Annotated in this window: 30 protein-coding genes; 14 read left to right on the top strand and 16 right to left on the bottom strand. The window is 56.9% G+C overall.

The window, feature by feature from the left end; all coding sequences use genetic code 11:
• Positions 1–6 precede the first annotated feature (6 nt).
• The gene (locus tag ABJH13_RS10115) at positions 7–423 is read left to right on the top strand and encodes a F0F1 ATP synthase subunit epsilon (protein WP_348406088.1); all 417 of its coding nucleotides are present in this window, start codon (positions 7–9) and stop codon (positions 421–423) included.
• 81 nt (positions 424–504) lie between these two features.
• Here ABJH13_RS10115 and ABJH13_RS10110 read toward each other — a convergent pair whose 3' ends face one another.
• Positions 505–1383 carry a LysR family transcriptional regulator gene (locus tag ABJH13_RS10110; RefSeq protein WP_348406087.1) on the bottom strand — a complete coding sequence of 293 codons (879 nt, stop codon included), beginning with the start codon at positions 1381–1383 and terminating at the stop codon, positions 505–507.
• A 98-nt stretch (positions 1384–1481) separates the two neighbouring features.
• Here ABJH13_RS10110 and ABJH13_RS10105 point away from each other — a divergent pair, with 98 nt between their 5' ends.
• Positions 1482–1646, top strand: a complete 165-nt coding sequence (locus tag ABJH13_RS10105; RefSeq protein ID WP_348406086.1) for a hypothetical protein — start codon at positions 1482–1484, stop codon at positions 1644–1646.
• A gap of 38 nt (positions 1647–1684) precedes the next feature.
• On the opposite strand, the gene ABJH13_RS10100 is transcribed toward ABJH13_RS10105, so the two are convergent.
• The 3 genes from ABJH13_RS10100 to ABJH13_RS10090 all read right to left on the bottom strand — a co-directional run bounded on the left by ABJH13_RS10100 (position 1685) and on the right by ABJH13_RS10090 (position 4733).
• Entirely contained in the window at positions 1685–2260 is a 576-nt protein-coding gene (locus tag ABJH13_RS10100) for a c-type cytochrome (RefSeq protein ID WP_348406085.1), read from the bottom strand.
• Positions 2257–3462, bottom strand: a complete 1206-nt coding sequence (locus ABJH13_RS10095) for a PQQ-dependent sugar dehydrogenase (RefSeq protein ID WP_348406102.1) — start codon at positions 3460–3462, stop codon at positions 2257–2259. Before ABJH13_RS10095 ends, ABJH13_RS10100 begins: the two co-directional genes overlap by 4 nt.
• A gap of 251 nt (positions 3463–3713) precedes the next feature.
• A complete protein-coding gene (locus ABJH13_RS10090) occupies positions 3714–4733 on the bottom strand; it encodes a ribose-phosphate pyrophosphokinase (RefSeq protein WP_348406084.1) in 1020 nt (339 codons plus the stop codon).
• Positions 4734–4849: 116 nt separating this feature from the next.
• Between ABJH13_RS10090 and ABJH13_RS10085 the strand changes: the two genes are divergently transcribed.
• Entirely contained in the window at positions 4850–5449 is a 600-nt protein-coding gene (locus ABJH13_RS10085) for a 2-hydroxychromene-2-carboxylate isomerase (protein ID WP_348406083.1), read from the top strand.
• Positions 5446–6240 (top strand): alpha/beta hydrolase, encoded by a 795-nt coding sequence (locus ABJH13_RS10080; RefSeq protein ID WP_348406082.1) that lies wholly within the window; start codon positions 5446–5448, stop codon positions 6238–6240. The genes ABJH13_RS10085 and ABJH13_RS10080 overlap by 4 nt, the downstream gene beginning before the upstream one ends.
• On the opposite strand, the gene ABJH13_RS10075 is transcribed toward ABJH13_RS10080, so the two are convergent.
• The 6 genes from ABJH13_RS10075 to ABJH13_RS10050 form a co-directional block, all read right to left on the bottom strand.
• The gene (locus ABJH13_RS10075; RefSeq protein ID WP_348406081.1) at positions 6223–7263 is read right to left on the bottom strand and encodes a beta-eliminating lyase-related protein; all 1041 of its coding nucleotides are present in this window, start codon (positions 7261–7263) and stop codon (positions 6223–6225) included. The two genes, ABJH13_RS10080 and ABJH13_RS10075, sit on opposite strands and share 18 nt — an antisense overlap.
• A complete protein-coding gene (locus ABJH13_RS10070; protein ID WP_348406080.1) occupies positions 7263–7733 on the bottom strand; it encodes a YcgN family cysteine cluster protein in 471 nt (156 codons plus the stop codon). Before ABJH13_RS10070 ends, ABJH13_RS10075 begins: the two co-directional genes overlap by 1 nt.
• The gene (locus ABJH13_RS10065; protein WP_348406079.1) at positions 7730–8662 is read right to left on the bottom strand and encodes a bifunctional riboflavin kinase/FAD synthetase; all 933 of its coding nucleotides are present in this window, start codon (positions 8660–8662) and stop codon (positions 7730–7732) included. The genes ABJH13_RS10070 and ABJH13_RS10065 overlap by 4 nt, the downstream gene beginning before the upstream one ends.
• A gap of 81 nt (positions 8663–8743) precedes the next feature.
• Positions 8744–9187 carry a MaoC family dehydratase gene (locus ABJH13_RS10060; RefSeq protein ID WP_348406078.1) on the bottom strand — a complete coding sequence of 148 codons (444 nt, stop codon included), beginning with the start codon at positions 9185–9187 and terminating at the stop codon, positions 8744–8746.
• Positions 9188–9277: 90 nt separating this feature from the next.
• Positions 9278–10150 carry a TIGR01459 family HAD-type hydrolase gene (locus tag ABJH13_RS10055; protein WP_348406077.1) on the bottom strand — a complete coding sequence of 291 codons (873 nt, stop codon included), beginning with the start codon at positions 10148–10150 and terminating at the stop codon, positions 9278–9280.
• Between the two features lie 49 nt (positions 10151–10199).
• A complete protein-coding gene (locus ABJH13_RS10050) occupies positions 10200–11120 on the bottom strand; it encodes a manganese-dependent inorganic pyrophosphatase (protein WP_348406076.1) in 921 nt (306 codons plus the stop codon).
• Between the two features lie 253 nt (positions 11121–11373).
• Here ABJH13_RS10050 and ABJH13_RS10045 point away from each other — a divergent pair, with 253 nt between their 5' ends.
• From ABJH13_RS10045 to groL, 3 genes are all read left to right on the top strand, one after another.
• Positions 11374–12036 carry a DUF2161 family putative PD-(D/E)XK-type phosphodiesterase gene (locus ABJH13_RS10045; protein WP_348406075.1) on the top strand — a complete coding sequence of 221 codons (663 nt, stop codon included), beginning with the start codon at positions 11374–11376 and terminating at the stop codon, positions 12034–12036.
• A 184-nt stretch (positions 12037–12220) separates the two neighbouring features.
• On the top strand, positions 12221–12508 hold the full coding sequence (gene groES / locus ABJH13_RS10040; protein ID WP_299778057.1) for a co-chaperone GroES: 288 nt from the start codon (positions 12221–12223) through the stop codon (positions 12506–12508).
• A gap of 65 nt (positions 12509–12573) precedes the next feature.
• Positions 12574–14214 (top strand): chaperonin GroEL, encoded by a 1641-nt coding sequence (groL, locus tag ABJH13_RS10035; RefSeq protein WP_348406074.1) that lies wholly within the window; start codon positions 12574–12576, stop codon positions 14212–14214.
• 190 nt (positions 14215–14404) lie between these two features.
• Here groL and ABJH13_RS10030 read toward each other — a convergent pair whose 3' ends face one another.
• A complete protein-coding gene (locus tag ABJH13_RS10030; RefSeq protein WP_348406073.1) occupies positions 14405–14842 on the bottom strand; it encodes a response regulator in 438 nt (145 codons plus the stop codon).
• Between the two features lie 31 nt (positions 14843–14873).
• A complete protein-coding gene (locus ABJH13_RS10025) occupies positions 14874–16850 on the bottom strand; it encodes an ATP-binding protein (RefSeq protein ID WP_348406072.1) in 1977 nt (658 codons plus the stop codon).
• 411 nt (positions 16851–17261) lie between these two features.
• On the opposite strand from ABJH13_RS10025, the gene ABJH13_RS10020 reads away from it, so the two are divergent.
• From ABJH13_RS10020 to ABJH13_RS10005, 4 genes are all read left to right on the top strand, one after another.
• Positions 17262–17483 carry a hypothetical protein gene (locus tag ABJH13_RS10020; RefSeq protein ID WP_348406071.1) on the top strand — a complete coding sequence of 74 codons (222 nt, stop codon included), beginning with the start codon at positions 17262–17264 and terminating at the stop codon, positions 17481–17483.
• 265 nt (positions 17484–17748) lie between these two features.
• Positions 17749–18462: a hypothetical protein gene (locus ABJH13_RS10015; RefSeq protein ID WP_348406070.1), complete on the top strand. Its 714-nt coding sequence runs from the start codon at positions 17749–17751 to the stop codon at positions 18460–18462.
• Positions 18462–19199 carry a HAMP domain-containing sensor histidine kinase gene (locus ABJH13_RS10010; RefSeq protein ID WP_348406069.1) on the top strand — a complete coding sequence of 246 codons (738 nt, stop codon included), beginning with the start codon at positions 18462–18464 and terminating at the stop codon, positions 19197–19199. Before ABJH13_RS10015 ends, ABJH13_RS10010 begins: the two co-directional genes overlap by 1 nt.
• Before the next feature lie 750 nt (positions 19200–19949).
• Positions 19950–20804: a DMT family transporter gene (locus ABJH13_RS10005; RefSeq protein ID WP_348406068.1), complete on the top strand. Its 855-nt coding sequence runs from the start codon at positions 19950–19952 to the stop codon at positions 20802–20804.
• On the opposite strand, the gene ABJH13_RS10000 is transcribed toward ABJH13_RS10005, so the two are convergent.
• Complete coding sequence (locus ABJH13_RS10000; RefSeq protein ID WP_348406067.1) at positions 20770–21225, bottom strand: NUDIX domain-containing protein; 456 nt, start codon at positions 21223–21225, stop codon at positions 20770–20772. The genes ABJH13_RS10005 and ABJH13_RS10000 overlap by 35 nt on opposite strands.
• A gap of 72 nt (positions 21226–21297) precedes the next feature.
• Between ABJH13_RS10000 and ABJH13_RS09995 the strand changes: the two genes are divergently transcribed.
• Together ABJH13_RS09995 and ABJH13_RS09990 are read left to right on the top strand one after the other, a co-directional pair.
• Positions 21298–22089, top strand: a complete 792-nt coding sequence (locus ABJH13_RS09995) for an alpha/beta fold hydrolase (protein ID WP_348406101.1) — start codon at positions 21298–21300, stop codon at positions 22087–22089.
• Positions 22076–23221 carry an alpha-D-ribose 1-methylphosphonate 5-triphosphate diphosphatase gene (locus tag ABJH13_RS09990; protein WP_348406066.1) on the top strand — a complete coding sequence of 382 codons (1146 nt, stop codon included), beginning with the start codon at positions 22076–22078 and terminating at the stop codon, positions 23219–23221. The genes ABJH13_RS09995 and ABJH13_RS09990 overlap by 14 nt, the downstream gene beginning before the upstream one ends.
• Here ABJH13_RS09990 and ABJH13_RS09985 read toward each other — a convergent pair.
• The 3 genes from ABJH13_RS09985 to ABJH13_RS09975 all read right to left on the bottom strand — a co-directional run bounded on the left by ABJH13_RS09985 (position 23218) and on the right by ABJH13_RS09975 (position 25086).
• Positions 23218–24297 carry a 5-(carboxyamino)imidazole ribonucleotide synthase gene (locus ABJH13_RS09985; protein ID WP_348406065.1) on the bottom strand — a complete coding sequence of 360 codons (1080 nt, stop codon included), beginning with the start codon at positions 24295–24297 and terminating at the stop codon, positions 23218–23220. The two genes, ABJH13_RS09990 and ABJH13_RS09985, sit on opposite strands and share 4 nt — an antisense overlap.
• Positions 24290–24778 (bottom strand): 5-(carboxyamino)imidazole ribonucleotide mutase, encoded by a 489-nt coding sequence (gene purE / locus ABJH13_RS09980; RefSeq protein ID WP_348406064.1) that lies wholly within the window; start codon positions 24776–24778, stop codon positions 24290–24292. The genes ABJH13_RS09985 and purE overlap by 8 nt, the downstream gene beginning before the upstream one ends.
• A gap of 83 nt (positions 24779–24861) precedes the next feature.
• Positions 24862–25086, bottom strand: a complete 225-nt coding sequence (locus ABJH13_RS09975; protein ID WP_348406063.1) for a DUF465 domain-containing protein — start codon at positions 25084–25086, stop codon at positions 24862–24864.
• Positions 25087–25245: 159 nt separating this feature from the next.
• On the opposite strand from ABJH13_RS09975, the gene ABJH13_RS09970 reads away from it, so the two are divergent.
• Positions 25246–25659 (top strand): Hsp20 family protein, encoded by a 414-nt coding sequence (locus tag ABJH13_RS09970; protein WP_348406062.1) that lies wholly within the window; start codon positions 25246–25248, stop codon positions 25657–25659.
• Position 25660: the final 1 nt, after the last annotated feature.

The following is a 25660-nucleotide window of genomic DNA, read 5'->3' as shown; positions in this document are numbered from 1 at the left end:
GTCTGAATGGCTGATACAACGCAATTCGATCTGGTCTCGCCGGAACGGCGGCTTGCCTCTGTGCAGGTCACGTCGGTGCAGATCCCAGGTGCCGACGGCGACATGACGGCGATGGCGGGGCATGCCCCCACCATCACTACATTGCGCCCCGGTGTCCTAAGCGCGGCGGGCGCCGACGGTACCACCGAATATGTGGTAACGGGCGGGTTTGCCGAAATCACAACGTCAGGCGTGACCGTTCTCGCGGAACGCGCGATGCCCCGTGATGAGGTGACGGCTGATACTTTGGCAGCGCTGGTCAAAGAGGCCGAAGACGCGCTGAACAAGGCCAAAGAGACCTTTGTGAACGAACCGGGTCCTGTCGATGACGCAGCCAAGCTGCTCGCCGATATGGTCGCGGTTGGGGATCACATTAACCTGTGATCGTCTGACAATGCGCAGGGCTCACCTGTCGCTATAAAAGGCCCCGCTTCGGCGGGGTTTTTTGTTGTTTGGGGCAGGGGGTCACCAAGAGGCCGCTTTTTCGCGCAGCCACCGCATGAATATTTTCAATGCGGGCGGCGTGCGCCCTGGCACCGTCACCATATGATACCCCAGACCACCCTCGCGCAGCGCCAACAGCTTAACCAGCTGCCCGGTGTTGATGTCACGTTCCACCAACGGCCGGGGTTGCACGGTTACGCCCAGTCCTGCTGTTGCCGCCGACAAGGCGAGATCATTGGTGTTCAATTGGGTGACCTGTAGCGTCGATAGATCCAACCCTTCGGCCTCGATGATGCGGTGGCGTTCTAGCTGGTGCACATCCAGCAACCATGGCAGATCGCTGAGGTCGTGCAGGCTGCGCACTGTCCGCCCTGCGACCAGATCGGGGTGCGCTACCGCCCAATATTGCGCGGCGGTCAGCAGCTCTGACGTCAGTTTGGGCCAGACGCCTTCCCCATAGCGCACAGCGAGGTCAAACCCATCGCGTCGCAGGTCGATCAACGCGGTGCTGGGCGTAATATTGAGCTGAACTTGCGGGTGTTGCGCCCAAAATTCACCGATACGGGGCATCAACCAACTGGTGGCAAAACCGGGCGTGACAGTAATGTTCAACGGCCTATCGGCGGTGTTATCGTGCAGATCTTGCACCGCATCCGCGATGATTTCGAACCCGGATTTAAGGCGTGCGGCCAATTGTTGGCCTGCCGGCGTCGGGGCGACCCCACGCCCTTGCCGGATCAGTAGGCTTTCGGAAAACGCGTGTTCCAATGTGCGCACATGCTGAGCAATCGCCGCATGCGTCACGTTTAATTCCCGTGCCGCAGCGCTTAGGTTTTGCAACCGTGCCGCCGCTTCAAAGGCCCGCAGGGCCGACAGCGAGGGGATGTTAGTCCAATTCATTTGATAGCCTAGCTTACATAACAAAAATCGTATTGCTTTGCCGTTTTCCATAAACGCGCGATATAGTTGAAAGGTAATCACATATACCGGAGAATACCATGTTTGGAATACTATCAAATGCGATGAAAACAGCGACACGTGAAGACGCATGGAGCGGCCTGCCAGAAAGAACCCAAGATGCCGGGTTCATGGCCGAGGTAGACCGTCGCATGGGGGCCAAAACGGGCCGCTGGGCGTGGTCTGACAAAGTGTTTCGCCGGTAGGTTTGGTGGTGATTTTTTCGGCGAGCTTGGCGCGGCGGCTACTCGACGGTATCGATATACAGCTTTACCGCCGCGTACCAATCGGCGTAGGCGCGGATCTCTGCGTTGGTCAAATCGGCGGCGACGCTGCTCATGATGGCATGCTGTCGTTTGCCGCTGCGAAACGCTTTGAGCTGGGTGTCGATGTAAATGTTCGTCTCGCCGGCTAAATTGGGCACATCGTCGGTTAGGTGTATCCCATCGGCGCCGTGGCACCCGACGCACGCCTGAGGCGCGTTTGCCGGATCCGCCGACAGATCGACGCGCACAGTGTGCCCACCGTACCACGCGGCCAAATCCGCGATATTTTGATCTGTTAGGTTTGCGGCAACGATGGACATCATTTCATGGGTGCGGGTGCCATCGCGAAAGGCCGTTAACTGCGCGCGCAAGTAATCTGCGGGCTCGCCGCCGATATGTGGCGCGATCGGGATTGTGGCGAACCCATCGGCACCGTGGCAGGTGCGGCATTGCCCCGAAATCTTGCGCCCCGTGTCACGGTCTCCCGTCACATCTGCGGCGATTGGTCCGGCGCAAAACAGCGCGCCGGACACGATGAAAGGCAACAGCCTCATTGGCTGTATGCGATCCGCCAGATCGCGCCGGCAAAGTCATCCGACACCAGCATCGACCCATCACGCAAGAACGCGATGTCCATCGGGCGCCCGCGATATTCGCCGGTGTCCCCATCAAGCCAGCCATCCGCGAAGACTTCGGTGCCTGTCGCGTTGCCCTCTTCATCCAATGCGGTGAACATCACGCGCGCGCCGATGGGCGTGGTGCGGTTCCAGGATCCGTGCTGGGCCGAAAAGATCCCACCGTGGTATTTCGTCGGGAAGGTAGCGCCGGAATAAAAGCTCATGCCCAAATCAGCCGCATGCGCTTCCATTTCGACCTGCGGTTCGACGAAATCCACCCCTTCAGGGCGCGCCACGTCTTTGTACATCGGGATTTCGACGCGCGCATTTGTCCACGGAAACCCAAAATGCTGCCCGGCTGAGGTTTGGCGATTCAATTCGCCCGGCGGGATGGCATCGCCCATACCGTCGACCTGGTTATCCGTCCACCATAGGTCACCGTTGGCCGGGTTGAAATCATGCCCGACAGAGTTGCGCACGCCGCGCGTATAGACTTCACGGCCCGTCCCGTCGGTATTGATGCGGATGATGCCGCCGATGCCCCATTCGTCATAAATGTCAAGTTTATCAACGGGTTGCACGTTGTGTGGTTGGCCTAATGAGATGTATAATTTGCCATCCGGCCCCACCCGACAAACCCGCGCGGTGTGGTTAAAGCTTTCTTCTTCGGCGGGGACCAACGCACCCTGCGCCACCACGACGCCAACCGCAGGGTCGGGCCCTTCAAAGAAAAACTCAGCCGCCGGAAAGGTCAGTACACGGTTGCGTTCGGCGATGTACAAAAACCCATCGGGCGAAAAACACGGGCCATTCGGGATATCAAAGGTAACGGATGGCGCAAAATCCATGACCTCGTCTGCCACGCGGTCGCGGTCACGGTCGACGACGGACCACACCTTGTCTTTGCGCGTCCCGACAAACGTCACGGTGCCCTGTGGCGCGACCGCCATGGACCTTGCGTCGGGCACGACCGCATAGAGGCTGACCTCGAACCCGTCCGGCACGGAAATATGCGGCACAATTTTGCGAAGCGCGTCGGCACGGTCGCCGCTTTGTGCGATTGTGGTGAATGTCGCATCGGTGCGCTGCATGTTGGACAGCTTGTTCATATTGTCTTGCGCGGCGGCCCCCCCCGTCATGGTCGCCGTCAACAGCAGGCCTGTGGCCAACTTGGAATAGTCCATGGTCTCTCCTCCCCATTTATAAAAGCGAGGCCCTCCCTGTCTTCCTCCGGCGTCGCCCCCCAACGTCCGGCCGTGGGCCCATAACAGCGCACTTCGATCAATCGGTCAACTAAAGGCTGTTTGGGGGAGGGCACGCATAAGTATGGCGGGTACAGTGATGTACCCGCCATGTGATGACTAAAAAGGGGTGGAAAGCCCGTGCGCCGTTATTCTGCGGCGTAGGTTCCATCGTAGATCGGGTTGAGCGTTTCAGCCTCGAAGAGGGAGGACACCGACGTGCCGCTCCAGATGTTCAGGATCGCCTGCGCAAAGACGGGCGCCGTGGGCACAACGCGGATATTCGGCGCTTTGCGCACAGGCTCTGTGGGGGCGATGGAATCGGTGACCACAAGCGATTTCATCACCGAATTGGTGACCCGTTCGACCGCAGGCCCAGACAGCACACCGTGCGTGATGTAGGAATGCACCTCCTTCGCGCCGTTCTCTAGTAGGACCTCTGCCGCCTTACAAAGGGTGCCGGCGGTGTCGCAGATATCATCCACAATCAGGCAGGTTTTCCCTTTTACGTCACCGATTACTGTCATTTCTGCGATCTCACCGGGTTTTTCGCGGCGTTTGTCCACAATGGCCAAAGGTGAGTTGATCCGCTTGGCCAATTCACGGGCTCGTGCCACACCGCCCACGTCAGGCGACACGATCATGAGCTCTCCCATACGTTTTTTGAAGGTGGTCTGGATATCAAGCGCAAAGATCGGCGAGGCATATAGGTTGTCCACCGGAATGTCGAAAAACCCCTGAATTTGCGCGGCGTGCAGATCCATGGTCAAGACCCGCTCGATCCCGGTGCCGACCAACATGTTGGCGACCAATTTGGCGGTGATCGGCGTGCGCGCCTTGGTGCGCCGGTCCTGACGGGCGTAACCAAAATAGGGCAATACGGCCGTGACCCGCGCCGCTGAAGACCGGCGCAAGGCATCGGCCATAATCAGCAGTTCCATCAGGTTGTCATTGGCCGGGTTCGATGTGGATTGCAGGATAAACATATCCTCGCCACGCACATTTTCGAACACTTCGACAAAGATCTCACCGTCGTTAAAGCGCTCGACGCGGGCATCGACCAGCCCGACTTGCTTGCCCCGGTGCATGGACATTCGGCGGGCAATGGCGTTGGCCAACGGCATATTGGCGTTGCCTGCGATCAGTTTGGGTTCTTGGAGATGGGGCATATCGACGATTTCCTGAGGGGGAGCGAAGGAAGGTTTGTGACAGATTCGTGATGTTGACTTCCCCTAACACGGCCTTACCAATCGGCAAAGAACCTCACCCACATCAGGAGGCCAAAATGGCTCATATCGACCTCTTTTTTTCTACAATTTCCCCTTATGCCTACCTAGCCGGGAATCGCGCCGAACAAGTCATCGCAAAACATGGGGCCACGGTGACATATAAACCGCTTGATATTATGGGGCTTTTTTCACGTACCGGCGGCACTCCTCCCAAAGATCGCCACTTTAGCCGTGTCGATTACCGTGTGCAGGAGCTGCTGCGGCAGGCGAAAAAACTGGATATGCCCTTTAATTTGAAACCCGCGCATTGGCCAACCAACGCGGCGCCGTCGTCTTATGCGTTCATCGCGGCGCAAAATGCGGGGGGCGGTGACCTGGGTAAGCTGATGCATGCGATCTTGCGGTCGGTCTGGGCGGACGAAAAAGACATTGCCGAAGACGCCGTGGTGCGGGCTTGTCTGGAAGAGGCCGGGTTTGACCCCAATCTCGCCGAAAGCGGCATGTTAGCGGGCGCAGACACCTATGCCGCCAACCTCGAAGAGGCGGTAGAGCAGGGTGTGTTTGGCGCGCCGTTCTACATCGCAGACAGCGGGCAGCGGTTTTGGGGCCAAGACCGGATAGACGATCTGGATGCGCATTTGTCCGGCGATTTATGAGCCAAACCAGCCGCGCCTGTGTCCGAAATTACGGGCAGGGCGCGCGCTCTGCGCTGGCGTTGCATTGCACGCTGGCGCATTCAGGCGCGTGGCGGGGGCTGGCGGCGGCGTTGGAGCCGCACCTCAGCTTGGTTGCCGTGGATTTGCCGGGGCATGGCAACAGCCCTGATTGGGACGTCGCGCAGGATTTCCACGCACAATGCACCCAGACCGCTCAGCGGTATTTGACCGAACCAATGGATGTGATCGGGCATTCATTTGGCGCGACGGTGGCATTGCGGTTGGCGGTGGAACACCCGCGCATGATCCGCAGCCTGTCCCTGATCGAGCCAGTGTTTTTCGCCGCAGCCCTTGCGGATGCGCCGGATCAAATGGCGGCCCATACCACCGCGACGACCCCGTGTTTTCGTGCGTTAGAACGGGGCGATGCACGGGTTGCCGCACGGCTTTTCAACAGGTTTTGGGGGGACGGCACCGCGTGGAGCGATATCTCCGAACTGACCCGCCGTTATATGGCCGACCGCATGCATCTGGTGCCCGCACAAGCCGGTGCGATCCTCGATGACAACGCGGGCCTATTGGCAACTGGCGCGTTGACGCGGGTGCAGATGCCCGTTTTGTTGTTACAAGGTGACCAAAGCCCAGCCATTGTGGATGCCATCCATACCAGTCTGGCGGCGCGCCTGCCCAACGTGCGGCGGCAAGAGATCATCGGGGCAGGGCATATGGCGCCCATCACGCACCCAAAAGCGGTGGCAAACGAGGTGCGCGCGCTACTCGAAATAGCTTAGAAACTGATCAATCTGGGCGGCGGTGATCGACCACTCACAAACCAGCCGCGCGGTGAGCATCTCTTGCGGGTCGCTCCCTTCAAGCGTGCCGTCCCAAATGTAGTAGGCGGCGCCTGCGTCATGCAGCCGTTGATGCACGTGGCGGGGGAATTGGGCGAAAATCATATTGGCATCTGGGTCGGCTACAAACACCGCACCGTGCGCGCGCAAACCGGCCGCCAACCGCGCAGAATTTGCGTTGGCCGCGCGCGCGGTTGTCAGCCATGTGTCATCGGTCAGGTACCCCGCCATTTGCGCAGACAGGTAGCGATGTTTGGAAAATAGATGCGCTCCGCGTTTGCGGCGCAGTTCAAATTCCCACGCTTTTTTGGGGTCAAACAGAACCACGGCCTCGACCCCGAGGCAGCCGTTTTTCGTGCCGCCAAAGCTGACCACATCAACGCCCGCCTTCCACGTCATTTCGGCAGGAGTACACCCCAGCGCCACAACCGCGTTGGCGAACCGCGCCCCATCCAGATGGACCGGCAGTTTGAAGTCTTGCGCCACAGCCGTAAGCGCGCGCAGCTCGTCTAACGTATAAACGCGCCCGCGTTCGGTCACCTGCGTGATCGAAACAGCGCCGCGTTCCGGGCCATGCACGCCGCGTGTTTCTTCTGCCGCGATACGGGATCTTAAGGCATCTGGTGTTAGCTTGTCGCCACCCGCCACCAGACTTAGCTTGGCGCCACCACTGTAGAATTCTGGCGCGTTGCATTCGTCTTCTTGAATATGGGCGAGGTCCGAACAAAAGACCGTTTGCCACGGGTCGCAATAACACGCCAAGGCCAATGCATTGGCCGCCGTGCCCGTCGCGACCAGATAGACAGCTGCCTCAGGGGCCTCAAACAGGTGGCGGATTTGCGTGCGCACCTCGTTCATGGTGTCGTCGGCACCATATGGCATGGCGTAACCGGTGTTTTCGGCGGCGACCCGTTGCATCACGCTTGGGTGGGCGGGGCCTGCGTTGTCAGAGGCGAAAAACATCAGGTGGGCTCCTTGATAATATGATCTTCCCATTCTTCATCGGGGACATCGAATTCGCTTAGCGTCCAGCCCTGCACCGACACGCCCGCATCATGCACCGACTGCGGCGTGCCCGTGATCAACGGGTGCCATTGCGGCAGCGGATCCCCCTGCCACAGCAACCGGTAGGCGCAGGTTTCGGGCATCCAATAGGCGTGTGTGTCCAGATTGTTGGGTGTCAGCACGATGCAGTCGGGCACAAACTGGTGGCGGTTGTCGTAATGCGCACAGTGGCACGTGCTGTCATTCAGCAACCGGCATGCGATGCGGGTGAGTGCGACTTCGCCGCTGTCTTCGTCTTCCAGCTTGTTCAGGCAACATTTGCCGCACCCGTCACACAAGGCTTCCCACTCGGTTTGGGTCATTTTGGTCAGGGGTTTGCGTTCCCAAAACTTTTTGGGCAGGTCGCGGCGGTTGATGGGGTCGGTCATATCGCCTCCAGACGCGCGCGCGCGCGGGTGCTGTCTGCATCCATTTGGGTGATGAGTGCCTCTAGAGTATCGAATTTTTCTTCGGGGCGCAGATATTCGACCAGCGCCACAGACAGCGGTGTGCCGTAAAGATCCCCTTTGAAATCAAAGAGGAAGGTTTCCAGATTGGGTTTGTTTTCGCCAAACATCGGGCGCACGCCCATCGACGCCACACCGTGATAGCTGCCTTGATGCGGCCCTTCGAGCACATCAACCAACACCGCATAAACCCCAAACGCAGGCAGATGCAGACCGTCAACAGACATATTCGCCGTGGGGTAGCCCAATTCGCGACCACGTTGTTCGCCGCCAATCACCGGGCCTTCGATCCGGTGCCAATGGCCCAGCAAATCTGCGGCCAGTTGGGGGTGGCCGTCGCTCAGCGCGTGCCGGATGGCGGTGGACGAAACCGTTTTGTCAGACTGTGACAGCAACGGCGCAACGGTGACCCCGAACCCCATCGCCGCGCCAAAGTCTTGCAGATCAGCGGCAGTGCCCGCGCGCCCTTTTCCAAAACAAAAATCCGCGCCGATAATCACGTGACGCAGGCCAAACCCGTCGGCAATGACACGCTGTGCGAAATCATGCGGCGAAAGAGCGGCCAATGCGGCGTTGAAGTTGAGTTCATAAAGCCGGTCCACCCCGAGCTTTTCCAACCGGCTGGCGCGGGCTTCACGGCTCATCAGCCGAAATGCGGGGGTCTGGGGCGCGAAAAAACTGCGCGGGTGCGGCTCAAACGTAACCACACCCAAAGGCGCGTCCGGGGCGGCTTTGCGCGCCAGATCGATCACCGATTGATGCCCCAAATGCACGCCATCGAAATTGCCGATGGCCGCGCTTGCGCCGCGATGGTGGGGCGCGACGAACTGATAATCTCTGATGATTTTCATGGCACGTGCCTAGCCGCGACGGGCCAGACACGCAAGCATCTGACGTGCCTTAAACTGTGCTTGGGTGCGGGGCCGCGCAGGTCAGTCGAATTTGCGGGAGGGGGCCAGCACGTTGGCCTCTCCGATCAGGACGTTTTTCCCATCAACCGCGCAGTGACAGTCCAGTGTGACGCGCCGTTTAGCCATGTCGATATGGGTGACCTTAACCTCTGCGTGCACCAGATCACCGGGGCGAACAGGCGCCAGAAATTTCAGCGATTGCCCCAGATAGACGGTGCCGTGGCCGGGCAGTTGTTCCCCGATCACCGCCGAAATCAAACCCGCCGTCAGCATGCCATGGGCGATGCGCCCACCAAATATGGTGTCGCGGGCATAGTCATCGTCTAGATGTACTGGGTTCCGGTCGGTCGAGACTTGGGCGAACATTTCTATGTCGGCATCTGTCACGACTTTTGCCAAATCGCGAGACATGCCCATTTCGATGTCTTCGATGCAAATTGTTCCACGGGGCAGATTGTCTAACATAGCGACCCTTCCGGTAGCTTTCTAACTCATATCAAATACAAGTTGAAACTTAATTACCCCGAAGGCGCAGAAACGCAAGTAAAAAATAGCCTAGCGTAGGTACCCGATTGCAAAGGTGGGGTTCGATTTTTCCTTTTGCAGATAGGCGTTAAGGGCGCCTGGGTCGGGTTGCGTTTGGGTTTTGGTGTTCGCTGCGGCCAACCCACCTGTGATGAACAGCGAATCAATATCTTCGCCCATTGCACCGGCGATGTCGGTCAGAACGCCGTCGCCTATGGCCAAAATTCGGTTGTCGGGGATGTCTGTGCCTAACGCTGCCAACCTGCGCCGCGCCAGATCATAAATAGGCGGGTGAGGTTTGCCAAAATAAAGGCTCTCGCCGCCCATTTCGGTATACAATTGGGCCAACGCACCCGCGCACCATTCGCGTTGCTCGCCCCGGTCCACGATGATGTCAGGGTTCGCGCACAACAGTTTGAGCCCGCGTTGCTTGGCCAAAAGGAACTCTGGCCGCATCACGGCAGGATCTGCAAGCGGGTCTTGGGGCCCCGTGCAGACGATGCCTTCGGCTTGATCCAATGGCACGGGCTGTACATCAATCGGGTTTTCGATGACCCCAATCGGGGCAAAAAACCGCTCGTCGCCGGGGTAGCCAATGTGCCAGACCCGTTTGCCCACAACCCCCTGAAACATCGCAGACCGCGCGCTGTCGCCAGAGGTGGCGATCGCGTCCCAACTGTCATCGGGCACGCCGAATGTGACCAACTGTTGTTCGACCCCTGCGTGGGGTCGGGGTGAGTTGGTGACAAGCACCACTTTGCCGCCGGTTTTGCGGTAGGCTTGCAACGCGGCAACGGCCTGAGGCAGGGCGGTCACGCCGTCGTGCACACAGCCCCAAAGGTCGACGAAAAGCGCGTCATATTGCGTAGATATGTCAGATAATGTGGGGATGATCCGGGTCATGGCCAGCTCCGTTAGGTTGGGTGCAGGCGCATGGCCCGGATTGGGTTGATCAGACCTTGAGGTTCGGAATGATCTGCTTTTTGCGGCTCATGATGCCGGGCAAGACAACGGTGTCGCCGGTTACGGTCGCGTCAAAGCTCTTTTCGGCGATGGATTTCACCAGATCGTTGGGCACCAAAAGTGTGGCTTGTTCTTGCAAGATATCGACAACGAACAACAATACCTGATCGGCGCCGTCTTGGGTCGCAACGCCGGGCATGGCAGCCATCAACGCGTCTTTGCGGTCCAGAACCTGCGCGGGGGATGTGGTTTCCAACACCGATACGCGGAATTGCTTGCCGTCTACGGCGTATTCTTTGCTGTCCATGCGGAGCAGTTCGGCTTCGGAAAATGCAGAGACGTCAGATTTTGCAGCAAACATCTCGGCGGCGTAGGCGGCGATGTCTATGCCCAGATCTTTGGCCAATTCATGCGCGATCGCGGTGTCTTCTTGGGTTGTGGTCGGGCTGCGGAATTCCAACGTATCGCTGAGGATGCACGACAGCATCGCGCCCTTCACAGCGGTGGGCATCTGCGCCATGTCCTTGCCGATCATCTTCCACATGATGGTCGCGGTGCAGGCCAGCGGTTCGATCCGGATATCGATGGGGCCTTTGGTTTCCAGCCCACCAACCAATTTGTGGTGGTCGATGATGCCTTGGATATCCGCGTCGTTGATCCCGCTGGGCAATTCGGCGGGGTTGTTTGTGTCGACGATAACAACAGGCGTGTCTGCGGCCACATCCGAGATGATCTCGGGTTTGTCCAGCGACCAACGCTCCAGAACAAACAGCGCTTCGGTGTTGGGCTCGCCCAACAAGACGGGTTTCGCGGCGATCCCTTTTATGGTGTTAAGATACCATGACCAGATGATCGGCGATCCGGTGCTGTCGGTGTCGGGGGATTTGTGGCCAAAAACGAGGGTCGTCATATACGTGTCCTGCTCATGCGAGTGTCAATTTTGGCGCCTTATATCACGGGTATCAGCGGTGTCACCCCAGCGTTGCTGCAGTGCAGCATAAAAGCGCGTTATTTGGTGAGCAGGGACCAAGACCAATGTGCATTTGTATCTGGTGGTTGCGGCCAGAACGGCATCCGCCGCATATATTAAGTGCTTCGTTTTGTCGTAAAGGTCTTAGCCGATTCCCAAATCATCACCAAAGAACGCCCCGCAACCGCGGGAAATGGACCTATATGCCCCGGTCAAATCCCTGTTGGAGACGCAGGGCTATGAGGTCAAAGGCGAGATTGGCGCGGCAGATGTTGTGGCGATCCGGGAGGGCGAAGACCCGGTGATCGTAGAGCTGAAACTAACGGTGTCACTGGCGTTGTTTTACCAATGCGTAGACCGGATGACGATCACAGATACGGTGTATATGGCGGTGGCGCATCTGCCGGGCAAACGTGCGCAAAAGGCGCGCAAGCAAGCGGTGGCGTTGGCGCGCAGGCTGGGCCTGGGTGTGATGTCTGTGCGTCTTTCTGATGGGTTCGTGACGGTGCATTGCGATCCCGAGCGCCGTGCGCCTCGCAAATCTACCAAGCGTAAAGCGCTGTTGCTAAAGGAGTTTACCCGCCGCAGTGGGGATCCGAACGCAGGCGGTCAAACGCGGCTTGGACTGGTGACATCCTACAGGCAAGATGCGTTGCGGTGTGCGGCTCATTTGGCCGATCACGGGCCAAGCCGCGGCGCCGACGTGGCCAAGGCGGTGGCGGTTCCCGTGGCGACGCGGTTGATGGCGGACAACCATTATGGTTGGTTTGAACGTCTTTCGCGGGGTGTTTACGGGCTGACAGATGAGGGCCGTAAGGGGTTGGTGCATTGGGCCTACAGTTGGGAAGGCGACTGACCTGTGGGTCGTGATGATGTGCCATTGGGCGTACGCATTTTTTGCCGTGGCGGGTGTTGACACCGGTTGGGTCGGTGCCTAGCTATGCTGCGTTATCACTCGACTGATGTGAGTGCTAACGGTCCGGGTGAAGATGTTCCCCGGATCTTTTGGGAGTAACTTTGAGCCTTAAGGAGCTACAAAGATGGCATTGAAACCGCTTCATGACCGGGTGCTTGTGCGCCGCACAGAAAGCGAAGAGAAAACTGCGGGTGGTTTGATCATCCCCGACAGTGCAAAAGAAAAACCTTCCGAAGGTGAAGTTGTGGCTTGCGGCGCAGGCGCGCGCAAGGACAGCGGCGAGCTGATCGATATGGCTGTAAAAGCCGGTGACAAAATCCTGTTCGGCAAATGGTCCGGTACAGAGGTCACTCTCGACGGTGAAGAGCTGCTGATGATGAAAGAAAGCGACATCATGGGGATCATCGAGTAAGCCACCGCGCTGCTCTGATCTGACATGACGACCCGCGACTAGATATTCTCAAGAGGAGAAAACACATGGCAAAAGACGTCAAATTCGACACAGATGCCCGCAACCGGATGCTCGCTGGTGTGAACATCTTGGCCAATGCGGTCAAAGTCACGCTCGGCCCCAAAGGCCGCAACGTGGTTCTGGACAAATCCTTCGGCGCACCGCGCATCACCAAAGACGGTGTATCCGTGGCCAAAGAGATCGAACTGGAAGACAAGTTCGAAAACATGGGCGCGCAGATGGTCAAAGAAGTGGCCAGCCGCACCAATGACGAAGCCGGCGACGGCACAACGACAGCAACAGTTCTGGCCCAAGCTATCGTTAAAGAAGGCATGAAATCGGTTGCCGCTGGCATGAACCCGATGGACCTTAAGCGCGGCATCGATCTGGCGACAGCGAAAGTTGTTGACGCGATCAAATCCGCAGCCCGCCCTGTCAGCGACAGCGACGAAGTTGCCCAGGTTGGTACAATTTCGGCAAACGGCGAGAGCGAAATCGGTCGGCAAATCGCAGATGCGATGCAAAAAGTCGGCAACGAAGGCGTGATCACTGTCGAAGAGAACAAAGGTCTGGAAACAGAGACCGATGTTGTCGAAGGCATGCAGTTTGACCGCGGTTACCTGAGCCCGTACTTCGTCACTAACTCCGACAAAATGACTGTCGAGCTGGAAGACGCGATCATCCTGTTGCACGAGAAGAAATTGTCTTCGCTGCAGCCAATGGTGCCGCTGTTGGAGCAAGTTATCCAGTCGCAAAAACCACTGGTTATCGTTGCTGAGGACGTCGAAGGTGAAGCGCTGGCGACTTTGGTTGTCAACAAACTGCGCGGCGGTCTGAAAATCGCAGCCGTTAAAGCGCCAGGTTTCGGTGATCGCCGCAAAGCGATGCTGCAAGACCTTGCGATTTTGACAGGCGGTCAAGTGATCTCGGAAGATCTGGGCATGAAGCTCGAATCCGTGACCATGGACATGCTGGGGTCTGCCAAGAAAGTTCAGATCACCAAAGACGAAACAACGATCGTTGATGGTGCGGGCGAAAAGGCCGAGATCGAAGCACGCGTTTCGCAGATCCGCACGCAGATCGAAGAGACCACGTCTGACTACGACCGTGAGAAGCTGCAAGAACGTGTTGCCAAATTGGCAGGCGGCGTTGCTGTGATCCGCGTTGGCGGCATGACTGAAGTCGAAGTGAAAGAGCGCAAAGACCGTGTGGACGATGCATTGAACGCGACACGTGCCGCTGTTCAAGAAGGCATCGTCGTTGGCGGTGGTGTTGCGTTGGTTCAGGCGGGCAAAATGCTCGAAGGTTTGACCGGCGACAACAACGACCAAAGCGTTGGTGTTTCTATCGTGCGCAAGGCGCTCGAAGCACCGCTGCGCCAGATCGCTGAAAACGCAGGCGTCGACGGTTCTGTCGTTGCAGGCAAAATCCGCGAAAGTGACGACCTGAAGTTTGGTTTCAACGCACAAGCCGAAGAATATGGTGACATGTTCGCATTCGGTGTGATTGACCCGGCCAAAGTCGTGCGCACAGCGTTGCAAGACGCGGCCTCTATCGCAGGTCTTTTGATCACGACAGAAGCCATGGTGGCAGACAAACCTTCCAAAGACGGTGCACCCGCTGGCGGTGGCATGCCGGACATGGGCGGCATGGGCGGCATGATGTAATCAGCCAGACCATCGGTCTTATATTGGGCTCGCCGGATGGCGGGCCCTTTTTTATTGCCACAGCGTAACGATTTTAACGTGGTCTGATTGCTTTCGAGGAGCGCAAGGGCGAACATTATCACAATTGCGATGCCAACCGCATGTTGATGGGTGGGTTTTCCCAGAGCGGACGTAGGTTTGGGCGGCGGTGCTAGGCTGGCAGCTCCACGATCCGGGAATACGTGCCTAGCATTTCGAGAGCTTCGGCAAAGGTCTCGCTTGGGTTTTCCTTCACCAGATAGCCGGCGACGTTGTTGCTGTATGCAGACTGAATATCATGGGGCATGTCGGATGTCGTGAAGACGAAGACGACCAGTCGATGCAGACGTGGATCCGCTCTAACGGCTTCTAGAAATTCCAGGCCATTCATACGCGGCATGTTCAGGTCCAAGGTTACAATGAATGGAGGCAGTTTGCCTGCCGCTTCGTCCGCGGCCGCGCAGAGGATCTCCAACGCCTGTTGACCATCCTTCGCGACCACCGTGTTGTTCACGATTTTTAGCTTTTTTAACGCGCGTTTCATGGACATGATGCTGATCGCATCATCATCGACGAGCAGAAAGGTTGCGGCTTTGGTCGTATCTTCCATTGCGATCTCTTTCTCTGAGGTCTTGCGCGTTTCATGCTGCTTTGGTGGCGGGAAGGGGGGACGTGACTGCTATGAGTTCAGCCGGAAAATCAAAGTTAAAACACGTTCCACGCGTGATCTCAGGATCGGATTTTAGAGTAAGTGTAGATCTATATCGGTCGATTATTTTCCGAATAATTGCCAACCCCAAACCGCTGCCTTCAACTTCATCACGTGGTCGTAAGGTTTGAAAAAGCTCAAAAACCCGTTCTTGGTAGGCGAGAGGAATCCCAGGGCCGTCATCCGTTACATTCACGACCAAACGATCAGCCACGAAAGACGCCGAGATCGTAACATTTCCGGCGTGTTGATCGTGATGTTTAATCGCATTGCCAATCAGATTTATCAAAACCTGTGTGAGTGGCGTTGGATATGTTTTGACCGTGAGGTCATCCCCAACCATTCGAATAGAGAAATCCGCAGGTGGGTTTAGTAAATTCGTAACCTGATCTATCAGTTTACTGAGCGTGAGGGTGGCGAGATCTTGTTCGTCCTGCCCGGCACACGCGTAATCTAAAAGATCCGTGAGCAGACGGTCTAGTCGTTTTGTTCGGTTTTGCATCATATCCAGATATTCACGACTTTCATGCGACAGCACATTCTCTTCATCTTCGATCGTCCATTCGACGAGATCATGCACCGCGCGCAGTGGAGATCGCAGATCGTGGGCAGCAACATACGCAAACCGTTCCAGATCCACATTGGATCGTCCCAATTCTTCTGCGTTTTCTTTAAAGACATGCAGCGCGCGGGCAATGTCGCCAAGCTCGTCCTGTCCATCCACATCGATAGGATGGTCTAGGTCCCCACCGGCGATGGCGCGCACGGCCTCGTCAAGGCGGCCCATCCGGCGGTTCACCTGCTTTTCAACGATGATCGAGTTTCCGATCAACGTGCAAGTGGCGGCTAAAAAGAGACATACCATCAATATGATTGATAGCTGCCTTGTGGCTTCGTCAAGTGCCGCGGCTCTTTCGGTGACCGATGTTTGGGCGGTATTAACAATGGTCTCTATGAAAACGGAAACGTCACGCGTCATGTTAGAGCGCGTTTGTTGAAGGATTAACATCTTTTCTTGATGTGTTAGTCTTGTCACTCCAAGGGCCAGCAGTCCTTTTTCGCCGAGAATATAAGCGTTCAACTGCAACGTCAGGTCTGCAAGTTCTGTGCGTTGAGCGCTGGGGCGAAGTTGCGGCAGCAATGCCGCCACTCGCCCCAGCTTATCTTCCAAATTTGTACGCATTTGTTCAATGCTATTCTGACCGCCCGAGATTTGATCAAATAGGCTGGTGTCGATCACAGCGTCCAAATCTATGGCTAAGCTATTCAAATTTAAGGCCCCTAGGAATAAATCAGAAAACAACTGGTCAATTGATTTCGCTTCGGGGGTCGCACCTAACCGAGCATCATCCAGCAACGTGTCAATGCGTATGGTTAGATCATATCGTAGGGTTCGCAATGCATCACTGGCTTGTGAACCGGTCTCGTTTATTGTCTCTTCCAGCCGCGCAATCTTAAGGTCTGTTTCGAACAAAATCGCTTGTTGGGTGAAAAGCTGATCAATGGATGCTTCCAGTTCAGTCAACAAGCGGGCCATACGCACCGATAGACCGCTGCCGCCACTTGCTTGGGTTACGTTCAAAACGTTGTCTTTGAAACGATCTATGCGACGGCTAAGGTCCAACTTGGCGGATATTAGGTGTTCTGTATCTCCAAGATGCCCCGCATTTTGGAGCGCTAGAAATATTTCACCAAGCTCTTGTTCCACCACCCGCGTTTGGGTGAGCACTGGCAACGCATCGCGTATAAGCGCCTGATGCGTGGAGGATATTTCCCTCAACTGTGTGAAACTGGCAAAACATGCAGCGGCAGTCACCCCGCCCAAGATGAGTAAAAGCAGCCTTAGTCGCGCTACAATTCCGGAGAAAAACTTGCGGTGTACCGGCATGGAGATGTTGGTTTCATTCACGGGCCCGGCATACCATTCAAGGATTAAGTCGATCTTAAATGCGCGTGGGTAATCTCGATCCTAAACCGAGGATAGTAACCAAGATGTCAGATCGAACCTCACACCGTGATACGACCTTCACGCGCCGCCATGTGATACAATCTGGCATAGCTGCCGGGGCCGCGACGATGTTGCCACAGGCGTCTTTAGGCCAGTCTAGCAGGCCCTTGCATGAAAAAGTCGCGCAATGGGTCCGCGAAAACAGTGGGTAGACCGATCAAACGCTTGTTGTGCTTTGTCCGAATGGATCGCAACATTATCTACACCCGATTGCGGCTGCATTTACCAATATGACTGGTGTTAAAATTGCATTGCGCAGTTTTGTTTCAAAAGCGTTAACAGCCCAGATTACGTTGGAAGATATTGCAGCTGATGGTCGTTTTGACGTCGCTTTGCCACGCAACATTCGGTTTGGTTGATCTTGTGGCATCAAATGTGCTGCGCCCGCTTGATGATCTCGCAAAGATCCATGAACCGGCGGGGTTCCGCGATGGTATGATTTACAGTCTTGGCGACAGTTTTGATCGGCAAACGTATGGGTTCCAGGCGGATGGCGACGCCTATTTACTGTTTTACCGCAAAGATATGCTTTGAAATACAGATGAAGCCGGCCGTTACGCCGATACCTTTGGGAATGCGTTGGACATACCCAAAACGTGGGCCGAACTTGATCTCCAGATTGCTTGGTTCCACCGGCGTGCCGAGAATATGTGGGGGCTTTTATTCAGTGCATCCGGGTATTTGGGGTGGGGATACTGGGTGTTGTTGCATAGCTATGGGATCTGACCTTTTTCGCCAGATATGACGCGCCAGCTTGATACCCCAGAAGGGTTGGCGGTGCTTGAAGACATGATCAACGTTGGCCCCTACCTTCACCTCGGCGTTGATTCTCAGAAGTTCGTTGAATACTGGGATGCCTAAAGGCGCGACAGCGTTTATTGTGATACCGGTTGGGCTGGCGCGCAAAAATCTTATCACGCGCCGGGGTCGCCATTGCGTGATAGTCTTTGTTTCGGACCAACGCCAGGCGGTGCTATTGGCCAGGATGGAGCTATGTGGTCAATCGCGTATTCCGCCAACCGCGGCTAGGGAATCTGTTTGCGCTTTTCGCATCGAGCCCGGATCTGTCGGCCAGATCGGTCCGGCAGGCAGGTGGTTTTTTGATCCAAACCGCCCGGAGCATTACGACGACGCGACTATTCAGAAGGTGTGTTCCCAACCTTTTTTGGACGTTCGCAAGGTCAGTCTCGAAGAGGCCACTCCTGACCTCTGCCTAAAGGGTCAGTCGGAATATTTCAGGGTGCTGAACGAGGCATTGGTAGAGGCGATTCAAGGGGATGATGCGACCGCGCGCGTCTTGAAACGTGTCGCGCAGTTATGGGATATGATCACCAGCAGGTGGGGCCGTCGAGAGCAAATTCCACGCTGGCAACAATTGTGCGGGCGGTATCCCGCGGCGGTGAGGCCGTACCTGAAAGATCCAATGGATGCCCGAAGCTTTGCTTTGTTAACTGTGTCTTCAATGCTCCGCGCTATCGTAGGCTTATCACGTAGTTTCAGGAATATCATCTGATGACCGCCAACGCATTGCCCACGGGTGTGACTTCTTCCATCGAACCTGAGATGCCCCCAACCGCATCAAGTGATTTCGAAGATTTCATCTATTTAATCAGCCACGATGTCCGCAATTCGGTGCGCGCACTCATTGAGTTGCCGCAGTGGATTGTTGAAGACTTGGCTGAGGCTGGCGTGAAAATTGACGGTTCGGTTGCCGACAGTATAGACCTAATGAACCGTCATACGGGACGTTTAGACCGTATGTTGGTAGATTTATTGGCCTTTTCGCGTGTCGGGCGCATGCAAGCAGTCGTAGAGGTGAACCTCAATGAAGCGCTTGATGATGTCTTAGAAGAAATGCCGGTTCCAACCGGGTTTTCCGTCCTTAGGGATCTTGAGTGTGATACCATCACGATGGGTGAACAGGACAGTTTGACACTGCTAACAGCCTTGATTTCGAACGCAATAAAGCATCACGATGGCAACGCAGGAACCGTGGTGGTCAGGTGCAAGAAATCTGGGTCTGATGCTGTGCTGTCTGTTAGCGATGACGGGCCGGGTATCCCCGAGACATTCCATGATCGTATTTTTGCTGCGATGACCACGCTGCGACCACGTGATGAAGTTGAAGGCAGTGGTATGGGCTTGGCGATCACGCGAAAAATTGCCCAACTCTATGGCGGAGATGCACGCATCTTGAAAAACGACGCCGATGGTCGAGGTAGTCAGTTTGAGGTGCGCTTGCGCGGCTGAGATCTCATCAACATCTGAGCGTAATATCTACAAGCCGACAATGCGCGGTGTGGCATTTTGGCGTACAGCGGCGTCTCGGGTGACACTTAATCTGTGATACGTACGCCTCCACCTTTACGCCTTGCTCATACTTTTGCCGTTAATGTCGACAGGTTAATACGGGCCACCTTGGTTTTCTTAAATGTAACTTAAGGCCAAAAAGTACTTATTTTGGATTTTCCGCTTGCGGAGAGCGAACACCACAGGTCTTACGGATTTATGAAACGTCAACGACCCTGCGACCCACTAACAACGCATCGAATACAGACCCGACTTTGGGGGCCAGGGTGCCTACACATCCCGTGACCATGGAGGAGTTTAGGTGAATATTCTGACTGTCGCAATTCTAAGCCCAGCGATACCTTGTGCGCTAGGGCGTGCAACGGGCTGACACCTCGCAGTGTGTCACGACCGTACGGCAGCTCCACGAAAGATCCACAAAACAGGCGCTATCAGTTGCGATCTGAGATCGTTCAGACATTCGCATGCTCCTTCAGCGGCAAAAAGAACACAGCGTACACGTTTGTGGGCGGTGAAACCGGCACTACACCTAAGGACCCGCACAGACACCAGACTCGCAATATTTCACCGAATTTGGGCGTCGCATATGTTTGCCGTAAATCGAAAATCGTGCAGAATATCGCGGACTTTTGTGAGCCGTCCCACCGCCTGCCCCTTGGCCCGCTTCGGCGGACAGGGTATGCACGCCAAATGCAGCTTTTGATCCTCTCCGTTTTCACCATGACGGCCTTTGCCGCCAATTCAATCTTAACGCGGATGGCGGTAGATAGTGGTCATATTGATCCCACCGGCTTTGCCATACTTCGTGTTCTGGCGGGGGCCGTGGTGCTGGGTGCGATCATCGTGGCCAAAAAGAACCACCTGCAACTCTTTCATCGCCGCCGCGCAGTCGGGGCATTAAGCCTTGCGGTGTATATGGTCGGATTTTCATTGGCATATCTGACGCTTGACGCGGGTTTGGGCGCGCTTGTCATGTTTGGCGTGGTGCAGATTTTCATGTTCGCCTTTACAACGGCGACGGGCACACGGCCAACGGGCCGCCAACTGATGGGCGCGACTATCGCGTTTTCTGGCCTCACTTTGGCGCTGTGGCCGGGGGCACATAGCACGTCAGATCCAACGGGGGCCGCCCTTATGGTGGCCGCAGGGATTGGCTGGGCCATTTACACGCTTTCAGGGCGCGCAGAACCTGACCCTTTGGCGGCCACGACTGCTAACTTTATTTTATGTCTGCCCATCGTCACCGCGACGCTAATCTGGTTCAGCGCGATCGCCGATGCCACTGTGATAGGGTGGGGGCTTGCGGTGATGTGCGGCGGGGTCACGTCGGGGTGGGGCTATGCGTTGTGGTACCGGGTGTTGCCGCAATTACCGCAAAACCTTGCTCCCATCGTGCAGTTGAGCGTGCCGATCATCGCATTGTTGGGGGGCGCCGTCCTATTGGGCGAAGCGGTAAGCTTGGCCGTCGCGATTGCCGCCATTTTAGTGGTCTGCGGGATCGCTTTGGCTGTCACATCACGATCTCTTCCAAAGGATCGTAGGTAATCTGACCCTCTGGCCGAAACGCAATACCTGCAAGACTGTCGGGCTTGACCAAAAGGTCAGGCATCTCGTTTTCTTTGGCCCAAATGTGATCGGTGACGACCCGCTCGGGGTCTTGCCAGTCGGCGGCAATCTGGGTGTCGCCCTTTATCGCACAGCGAAAAAACACCTCGACCTGATGAAAACCGGTACGCGGATCGTGGAATTCATTCACCAAACAGACGGCCCCAACCGTCACATGCAGGCCGGTTTCCTCATGGATTTCGCGCGTTAAATTATCTGGTAACGACGCGCCTGGTTCAACACCGCCGCCCGGCGCACACAGCAACCGGCTTTGCCCATTTGCCCAAGCGTTGACCAACAGGATCCTATCATCATGCACGATCACGGCACGTGCGGCCAATCGAACGGGTTTTGGAGACATAACGGATCTTTTTTCCAATTTGATGCGACGTTCTTCTTTTGTGAACCCAACAATGGCACTATCTGAATGCGTATGACCAGAGCATACAAAACAGTCTTGGCATCGTTTGTGTTTGCAATCGCGGCCTCCAGTGTGGATGCGCGATGCGTGGTGCTGTTGCACGGGCTGGCGCGGACGGAGTTCTCGTTCGCCCTGATGGAAGCCGCGCTGAGCGCTGAAAACTACACGGTTGTGCGTCCGGGCTACCCTTCGACAGAGGCGCCGGTTGCGGATCTGGTTGAACAGACCTTGCCGCGCGCCGTCGCGCAATGTGGCCCGCGCGAGAGAATAGATTTTGTGACCCACTCGATGGGGGGGATTTTGCTGCGGCAATGGGTCAGCAGTTCGGCACCTGACCGGGTTGGGCGTGTTGTGATGTTGGCGCCGCCAAATCAGGGCAGCGAAGTGGTTGATGCGCTTGATGGTATCGAAGCCTTCGATTGGATCAACGGGCCTGCGGGCGCGCAGCTTGGCACCGACCCAGAAGACCTGCCGCGCCGTCTGCCGGCCGTTTCCTTTGAGCTGGGGGTGATCGCGGGAAACCAGTCGCTCAACCCTTATTTTTCGTCGCTGCTGCCGGGCCCGGACGACGGCAAAGTGTCTGTCGAAGCGACCCGCGTCGAGGGCATGAAGGACCACATCGAATTACCGGTGACGCACACGTTTATGATGAACAACCCGCGCGTGATCGCGCAAACCATGGCGTTTTTGAACACCGGTCAATTTGATCGATCAATCAGTTGGTTCGATGCGGTTTTGTCTCAATTGGGCTGCCCGGATGCCACCTGTGTGCCCGATGTAGGAGCACTCATTGGCCGACCTTAAATTTCAAGGCGCGCAGGTGTTGCAGCCACATGGGCTGGTGCAGGCCGATTTATCTATCGCAGGGGGTCAGATTGCCACGCAATGCACCGGCCCGTGCGTGCGTTTGCAGGGTTATCTGGTGTTGCCGGGGATCGTGGATGCCCATGGCGATGGGTTTGAACGGCATCTGGCACCGCGGCGCGGCGCGATGAAACAGATGGCGGAAGGGCTTGTCGCCGCCGAAGCAGAATTGGCCGCCAACGGTATCACGACCGGTGTTTTGGCTCAGTTTGTCAGTTGGGAAGGCGGGCTGCGCGGGTTGGAGTTCGCAGATCAGGTCTTCGCCGCGATCCGCGACACTGCCCCGACGTTGGTAACGGATCTGCGGGCGCAACTGCGGTTTGAAACCCATCTGTTGGATCTTTACAACCGGCTGCCTGATCTGATGTCCGACTGGCAGGCGGGGTATGTGGTGTTCAACGACCACCTACCGCATCAGCGTTTGGCCGAAGGGCGCAAGCCGCCGCGCATGGTGGGGCAGGCGCTCAAGGCCGGGCGCAACCCGGATGACCACCTTGCGATGATGCACAAACTGCACGCGCAATCTGATGCGGTGTCGGCCGCGCTAGACACCTTGTGCGCCCAGCTGAAAGCGCGCGGTATTCGGATGGGCAGCCACGATGACACCACTCATGACACGCGCACCCTGTGGCACAACAGGGGCGTGACCGTCGCGGAATTCCCCGAAACACAAGACGCCGCAGAGGCCGCGCGCGCTGCAGGTGACACGGTCATCTTGGGTGCGCCAAATGTCGTGCGCGGCGGGTCGCATAATGGCAATGTCTCTGCGCTCGATCTGATCACGATGGGGGTGTGCGATGCGCTGGCCTCTGACTATCACTACCCCAGCCCGCGCCGGGCGGCGTTGATGTTGGCGCACAGCGGCGTGGCCGATTTTGCGACCAGTTGGGGGTTGGTGTCTGAGGGGCCCGCGCGGGCGTTAGGGTTGCACGACCGGGGCGTGCTGACGCCCGGAAACCGCGCTGACATCGTGATCTTAGACGCGTTCACCCACCGTGTGGCGGCCACCATGGTGGCCGGGCGGTTTAGCTACATGTCAGGCGACATCGCCGATCGGTTCTTTCCGGCCTAGCGCGATGGCGCACCGGTGATCCGGTTGATATGCCCCATCTTGCGGCCGGGCTTGGCCTCGGCTTTGCCATAAAGATGCAGCGCGGCATTGGGTTCACGGGCCAGTTCTGGCACGCGGTCCATGTCGGCGCCGATCAGGTTTTCCATCACCACATCGGCATGACGCGCGCCATCGCCCAACGGCCAACCCGCCACCGCCCGGATGTGTTGTTCGAACTGATCAACCGCACAGCCGTTTTGGGTCCAATGGCCCGAATTATGCACACGCGGGGCGATCTCGTTGACGATCAACCCAGATTTGGTCACGAAAAGCTCGACCCCGAGAACACCAACATAATCCAATGCATTTAATATCTTGGCCGCAATCAAGATCGCATCGGTGCGGTGCGCAGGGCTCAACCGGGCGGGTACCGTTGTGCTATGCAAGATACCATCGTGGTGCACGTTTTCGCCGGGGTCAAAACAGGCCACATCGCCCTGCGCACTGCGTGCAGCAATCACCGACACCTCTTGGGTGAAGCTCACGAACCCTTCCAATATGGCGGGTTGGTCGGCCATATCGGCCCAAGCCTGATCAATGTCAGCCGCAGATGTCAGCCGCGCCTGACCTTTGCCATCATACCCAAAACGCCGGGTTTTCAAGATCGCAGGCAGGCCGATCTGATCCGTGGCAGCGGTCAAGGTTGCTATGTCGATCACATCGGCAAAAGGGGCGACAGACAACCCCAGATCTTGAAGGTAGGTTTTTTCGGTCAGGCGGTCTTGGCTGACGCGCAAGGCCTCGCGGCCGGGGCGAATAGGCACAATCGCCTCGACAACATCGAGGGCCGCGGTCGGGATGTTTTCGAATTCATAGGTAACTACATCGACACTGCGCGCAAAGCGGGTCAGGGCGTCGGTGTCTTCATAGGCCGCCGTGGTGATCTGATCGGCCACGTGACCTGCGGGTGGCTCTGCGCCGGGTTCAAAGATGTGCGTTTTCAGGCCCAGACGTGCGGCGGCAACAGACAGCATGCGGCCCAATTGCCCACCGCCCAATATCCCGATTGTGGCACCTGTTGGCAATGGATCAGTCATCAACGGGCACCTCGGGGATGGCGGCAGACAGTGCGGTGCGCCATGCATCCAACCGGGCGGCCAATGCGGGATCTTGCAGGGCCAGAATACCTGCGGCCATCAGGCCTGCGTTGGCAGCCCCTGCGGCCCCGATTGCCATGGTCGCCACGGGAAACCCACGCGGCATTTGCACGATGGAATAGAGCGAATCCACACCTGACAGCGCCTTGGTTTGCACCGGCACGCCGATCACCGGGACCCGCGTTTTGGAGGCCATCATGCCGGGCAAATGCGCGGCCCCACCGGCGCCCGCGATGATCACCTGTAGCCCCCGGTCTACCGCGCTGCGCCCGTAATCCCACAGACGGTCCGGCGTGCGATGCGCCGATACAATCCGCGTTTCATAGGGCACCTCAAGGGCGTCCAGTAATTTGGCAGCTTCGGACATGGTGGGCCAATCAGATTGGCTTCCCATAATGATCCCGACGGGGGGTGTGGTCATATTGGCGGCTCCCTCGGCCCAGCGTTTGAAACCGGCACTATAGCTAAACCGGTCCTATGGGCAATGCACTGAAAGGGCCGCGATCAGGCAATAATGTCGGGGGTCAGGCGGTCTTCGATCTGGGCGATGATATCCTTGAGCCGCAGCTTGCGCTTTTTCAGCCGCTGTAGGGTCAACTGGTCGCCCATGCCCTTTTCGCTGATCGCCTGGATCGCCTCATCCAGATCGCGGTGTTCACGTCTGAAAACGGCAAGCTCCACGCGGAGAACATCGTCCGTTTTCATCGACAGGTCTGTAGGGGCATTCATAGCTGGGTGATTCCGTGCGTCGCCTGAATGTTACCATAAGCGTTCACCAACCTTCCGCATAGCCCTTGCGTATCTTGCATCGCCTGCCCATATTTGTAGTGCAGGCCGCCGCCTTGGGGCCCGCATCAGACTGTCGCTTGACTAATAAGGACGTGTCGCATGACGAAAATGACGCTGGCTTCGTATCCCCACATGTTGGGGTTTGAACAACTTGAACGTCTTATGGAACGCACCGCGAAATCCGGGAACGAAGGGTATCCGCCCTTCAATATCGAACAAACATCTGATTTTTCTTATAGAATCACGCTGGCCGTTGCCGGATTTGCCGAAGATGACCTGTCTATCACGGTGGAAGACAGGCAGCTGGTGATCCGTGGCCGCCAGACAGACGACATCGAAGGACGCGTATTTTTGCACCGTGGCATTGCCGCGCGCCAGTTCCAACGCAGCTTTGTGTTGGCCGATGGGGTCGATGTGGGCGAAGCGATTATGGAAAACGGCCTGCTTCACGTGGATCTGAAGCGGGAAAAGCCACAAACTGTGGTGCAGAAGATTAACATCAAAAAGGGGTGAA

The sequence above is a fragment of the Roseobacter sp. genome, from assembly GCF_039970775.1.
Lineage (GTDB): Bacteria > Pseudomonadota > Alphaproteobacteria > Rhodobacterales > Rhodobacteraceae > Roseobacter.
The sequence above is the reverse complement of the archived record's forward strand: the minus strand, read 5'-3'. Positions and strand labels throughout refer to the sequence as shown.

Coding starts and splice junctions, on each gene's coding strand:
- ABJH13_RS10050 (WP_348406076.1), bottom strand. CDS start 11,120: ATGACGACCCTCGTTTTTGGCCACAAATCCCCCGACACCGACAGCACC.
- ABJH13_RS10005 (WP_348406068.1), top strand. CDS start 19,950: ATGCAGCTTTTGATCCTCTCCGTTTTCACCATGACGGCCTTTGCCGCC.
- ABJH13_RS10010 (WP_348406069.1), top strand. CDS start 18,462: ATGACCGCCAACGCATTGCCCACGGGTGTGACTTCTTCCATCGAACCT.
- ABJH13_RS10045 (WP_348406075.1), top strand. CDS start 11,374: ATGGACCTATATGCCCCGGTCAAATCCCTGTTGGAGACGCAGGGCTAT.
- ABJH13_RS10105 (WP_348406086.1), top strand. CDS start 1,482: ATGTTTGGAATACTATCAAATGCGATGAAAACAGCGACACGTGAAGAC.
- groL (WP_348406074.1), top strand. CDS start 12,574: ATGGCAAAAGACGTCAAATTCGACACAGATGCCCGCAACCGGATGCTC.
- ABJH13_RS09985 (WP_348406065.1), bottom strand. CDS start 24,297: ATGACTGATCCATTGCCAACAGGTGCCACAATCGGGATATTGGGCGGT.
- ABJH13_RS10000 (WP_348406067.1), bottom strand. CDS start 21,225: ATGTCTCCAAAACCCGTTCGATTGGCCGCACGTGCCGTGATCGTGCAT.
- ABJH13_RS10060 (WP_348406078.1), bottom strand. CDS start 9,187: ATGTTAGACAATCTGCCCCGTGGAACAATTTGCATCGAAGACATCGAA.
- ABJH13_RS10110 (WP_348406087.1), bottom strand. CDS start 1,383: ATGAATTGGACTAACATCCCCTCGCTGTCGGCCCTGCGGGCCTTTGAA.
- ABJH13_RS10065 (WP_348406079.1), bottom strand. CDS start 8,662: ATGAAAATCATCAGAGATTATCAGTTCGTCGCGCCCCACCATCGCGGC.
- ABJH13_RS09970 (WP_348406062.1), top strand. CDS start 25,246: ATGACGAAAATGACGCTGGCTTCGTATCCCCACATGTTGGGGTTTGAA.
- ABJH13_RS09975 (WP_348406063.1), bottom strand. CDS start 25,086: ATGAATGCCCCTACAGACCTGTCGATGAAAACGGACGATGTTCTCCGC.
- ABJH13_RS10080 (WP_348406082.1), top strand. CDS start 5,446: ATGAGCCAAACCAGCCGCGCCTGTGTCCGAAATTACGGGCAGGGCGCG.
- ABJH13_RS10070 (WP_348406080.1), bottom strand. CDS start 7,733: ATGACCGACCCCATCAACCGCCGCGACCTGCCCAAAAAGTTTTGGGAA.
- ABJH13_RS09995 (WP_348406101.1), top strand. CDS start 21,298: ATGACCAGAGCATACAAAACAGTCTTGGCATCGTTTGTGTTTGCAATC.
- ABJH13_RS10090 (WP_348406084.1), bottom strand. CDS start 4,733: ATGCCCCATCTCCAAGAACCCAAACTGATCGCAGGCAACGCCAATATG.
- ABJH13_RS10115 (WP_348406088.1), top strand. CDS start 7: ATGGCTGATACAACGCAATTCGATCTGGTCTCGCCGGAACGGCGGCTT.
- ABJH13_RS10100 (WP_348406085.1), bottom strand. CDS start 2,260: ATGAGGCTGTTGCCTTTCATCGTGTCCGGCGCGCTGTTTTGCGCCGGA.
- purE (WP_348406064.1), bottom strand. CDS start 24,778: ATGACCACACCCCCCGTCGGGATCATTATGGGAAGCCAATCTGATTGG.
- ABJH13_RS10055 (WP_348406077.1), bottom strand. CDS start 10,150: ATGACCCGGATCATCCCCACATTATCTGACATATCTACGCAATATGAC.
- ABJH13_RS10095 (WP_348406102.1), bottom strand. CDS start 3,462: ATGACGGGGGGGGCCGCCGCGCAAGACAATATGAACAAGCTGTCCAAC.
- ABJH13_RS10020 (WP_348406071.1), top strand. CDS start 17,262: ATGGTCGTTTTGACGTCGCTTTGCCACGCAACATTCGGTTTGGTTGAT.
- groES (WP_299778057.1), top strand. CDS start 12,221: ATGGCATTGAAACCGCTTCATGACCGGGTGCTTGTGCGCCGCACAGAA.
- ABJH13_RS10030 (WP_348406073.1), bottom strand. CDS start 14,842: ATGGAAGATACGACCAAAGCCGCAACCTTTCTGCTCGTCGATGATGAT.
- ABJH13_RS10075 (WP_348406081.1), bottom strand. CDS start 7,263: ATGTTTTTCGCCTCTGACAACGCAGGCCCCGCCCACCCAAGCGTGATG.
- ABJH13_RS10085 (WP_348406083.1), top strand. CDS start 4,850: ATGGCTCATATCGACCTCTTTTTTTCTACAATTTCCCCTTATGCCTAC.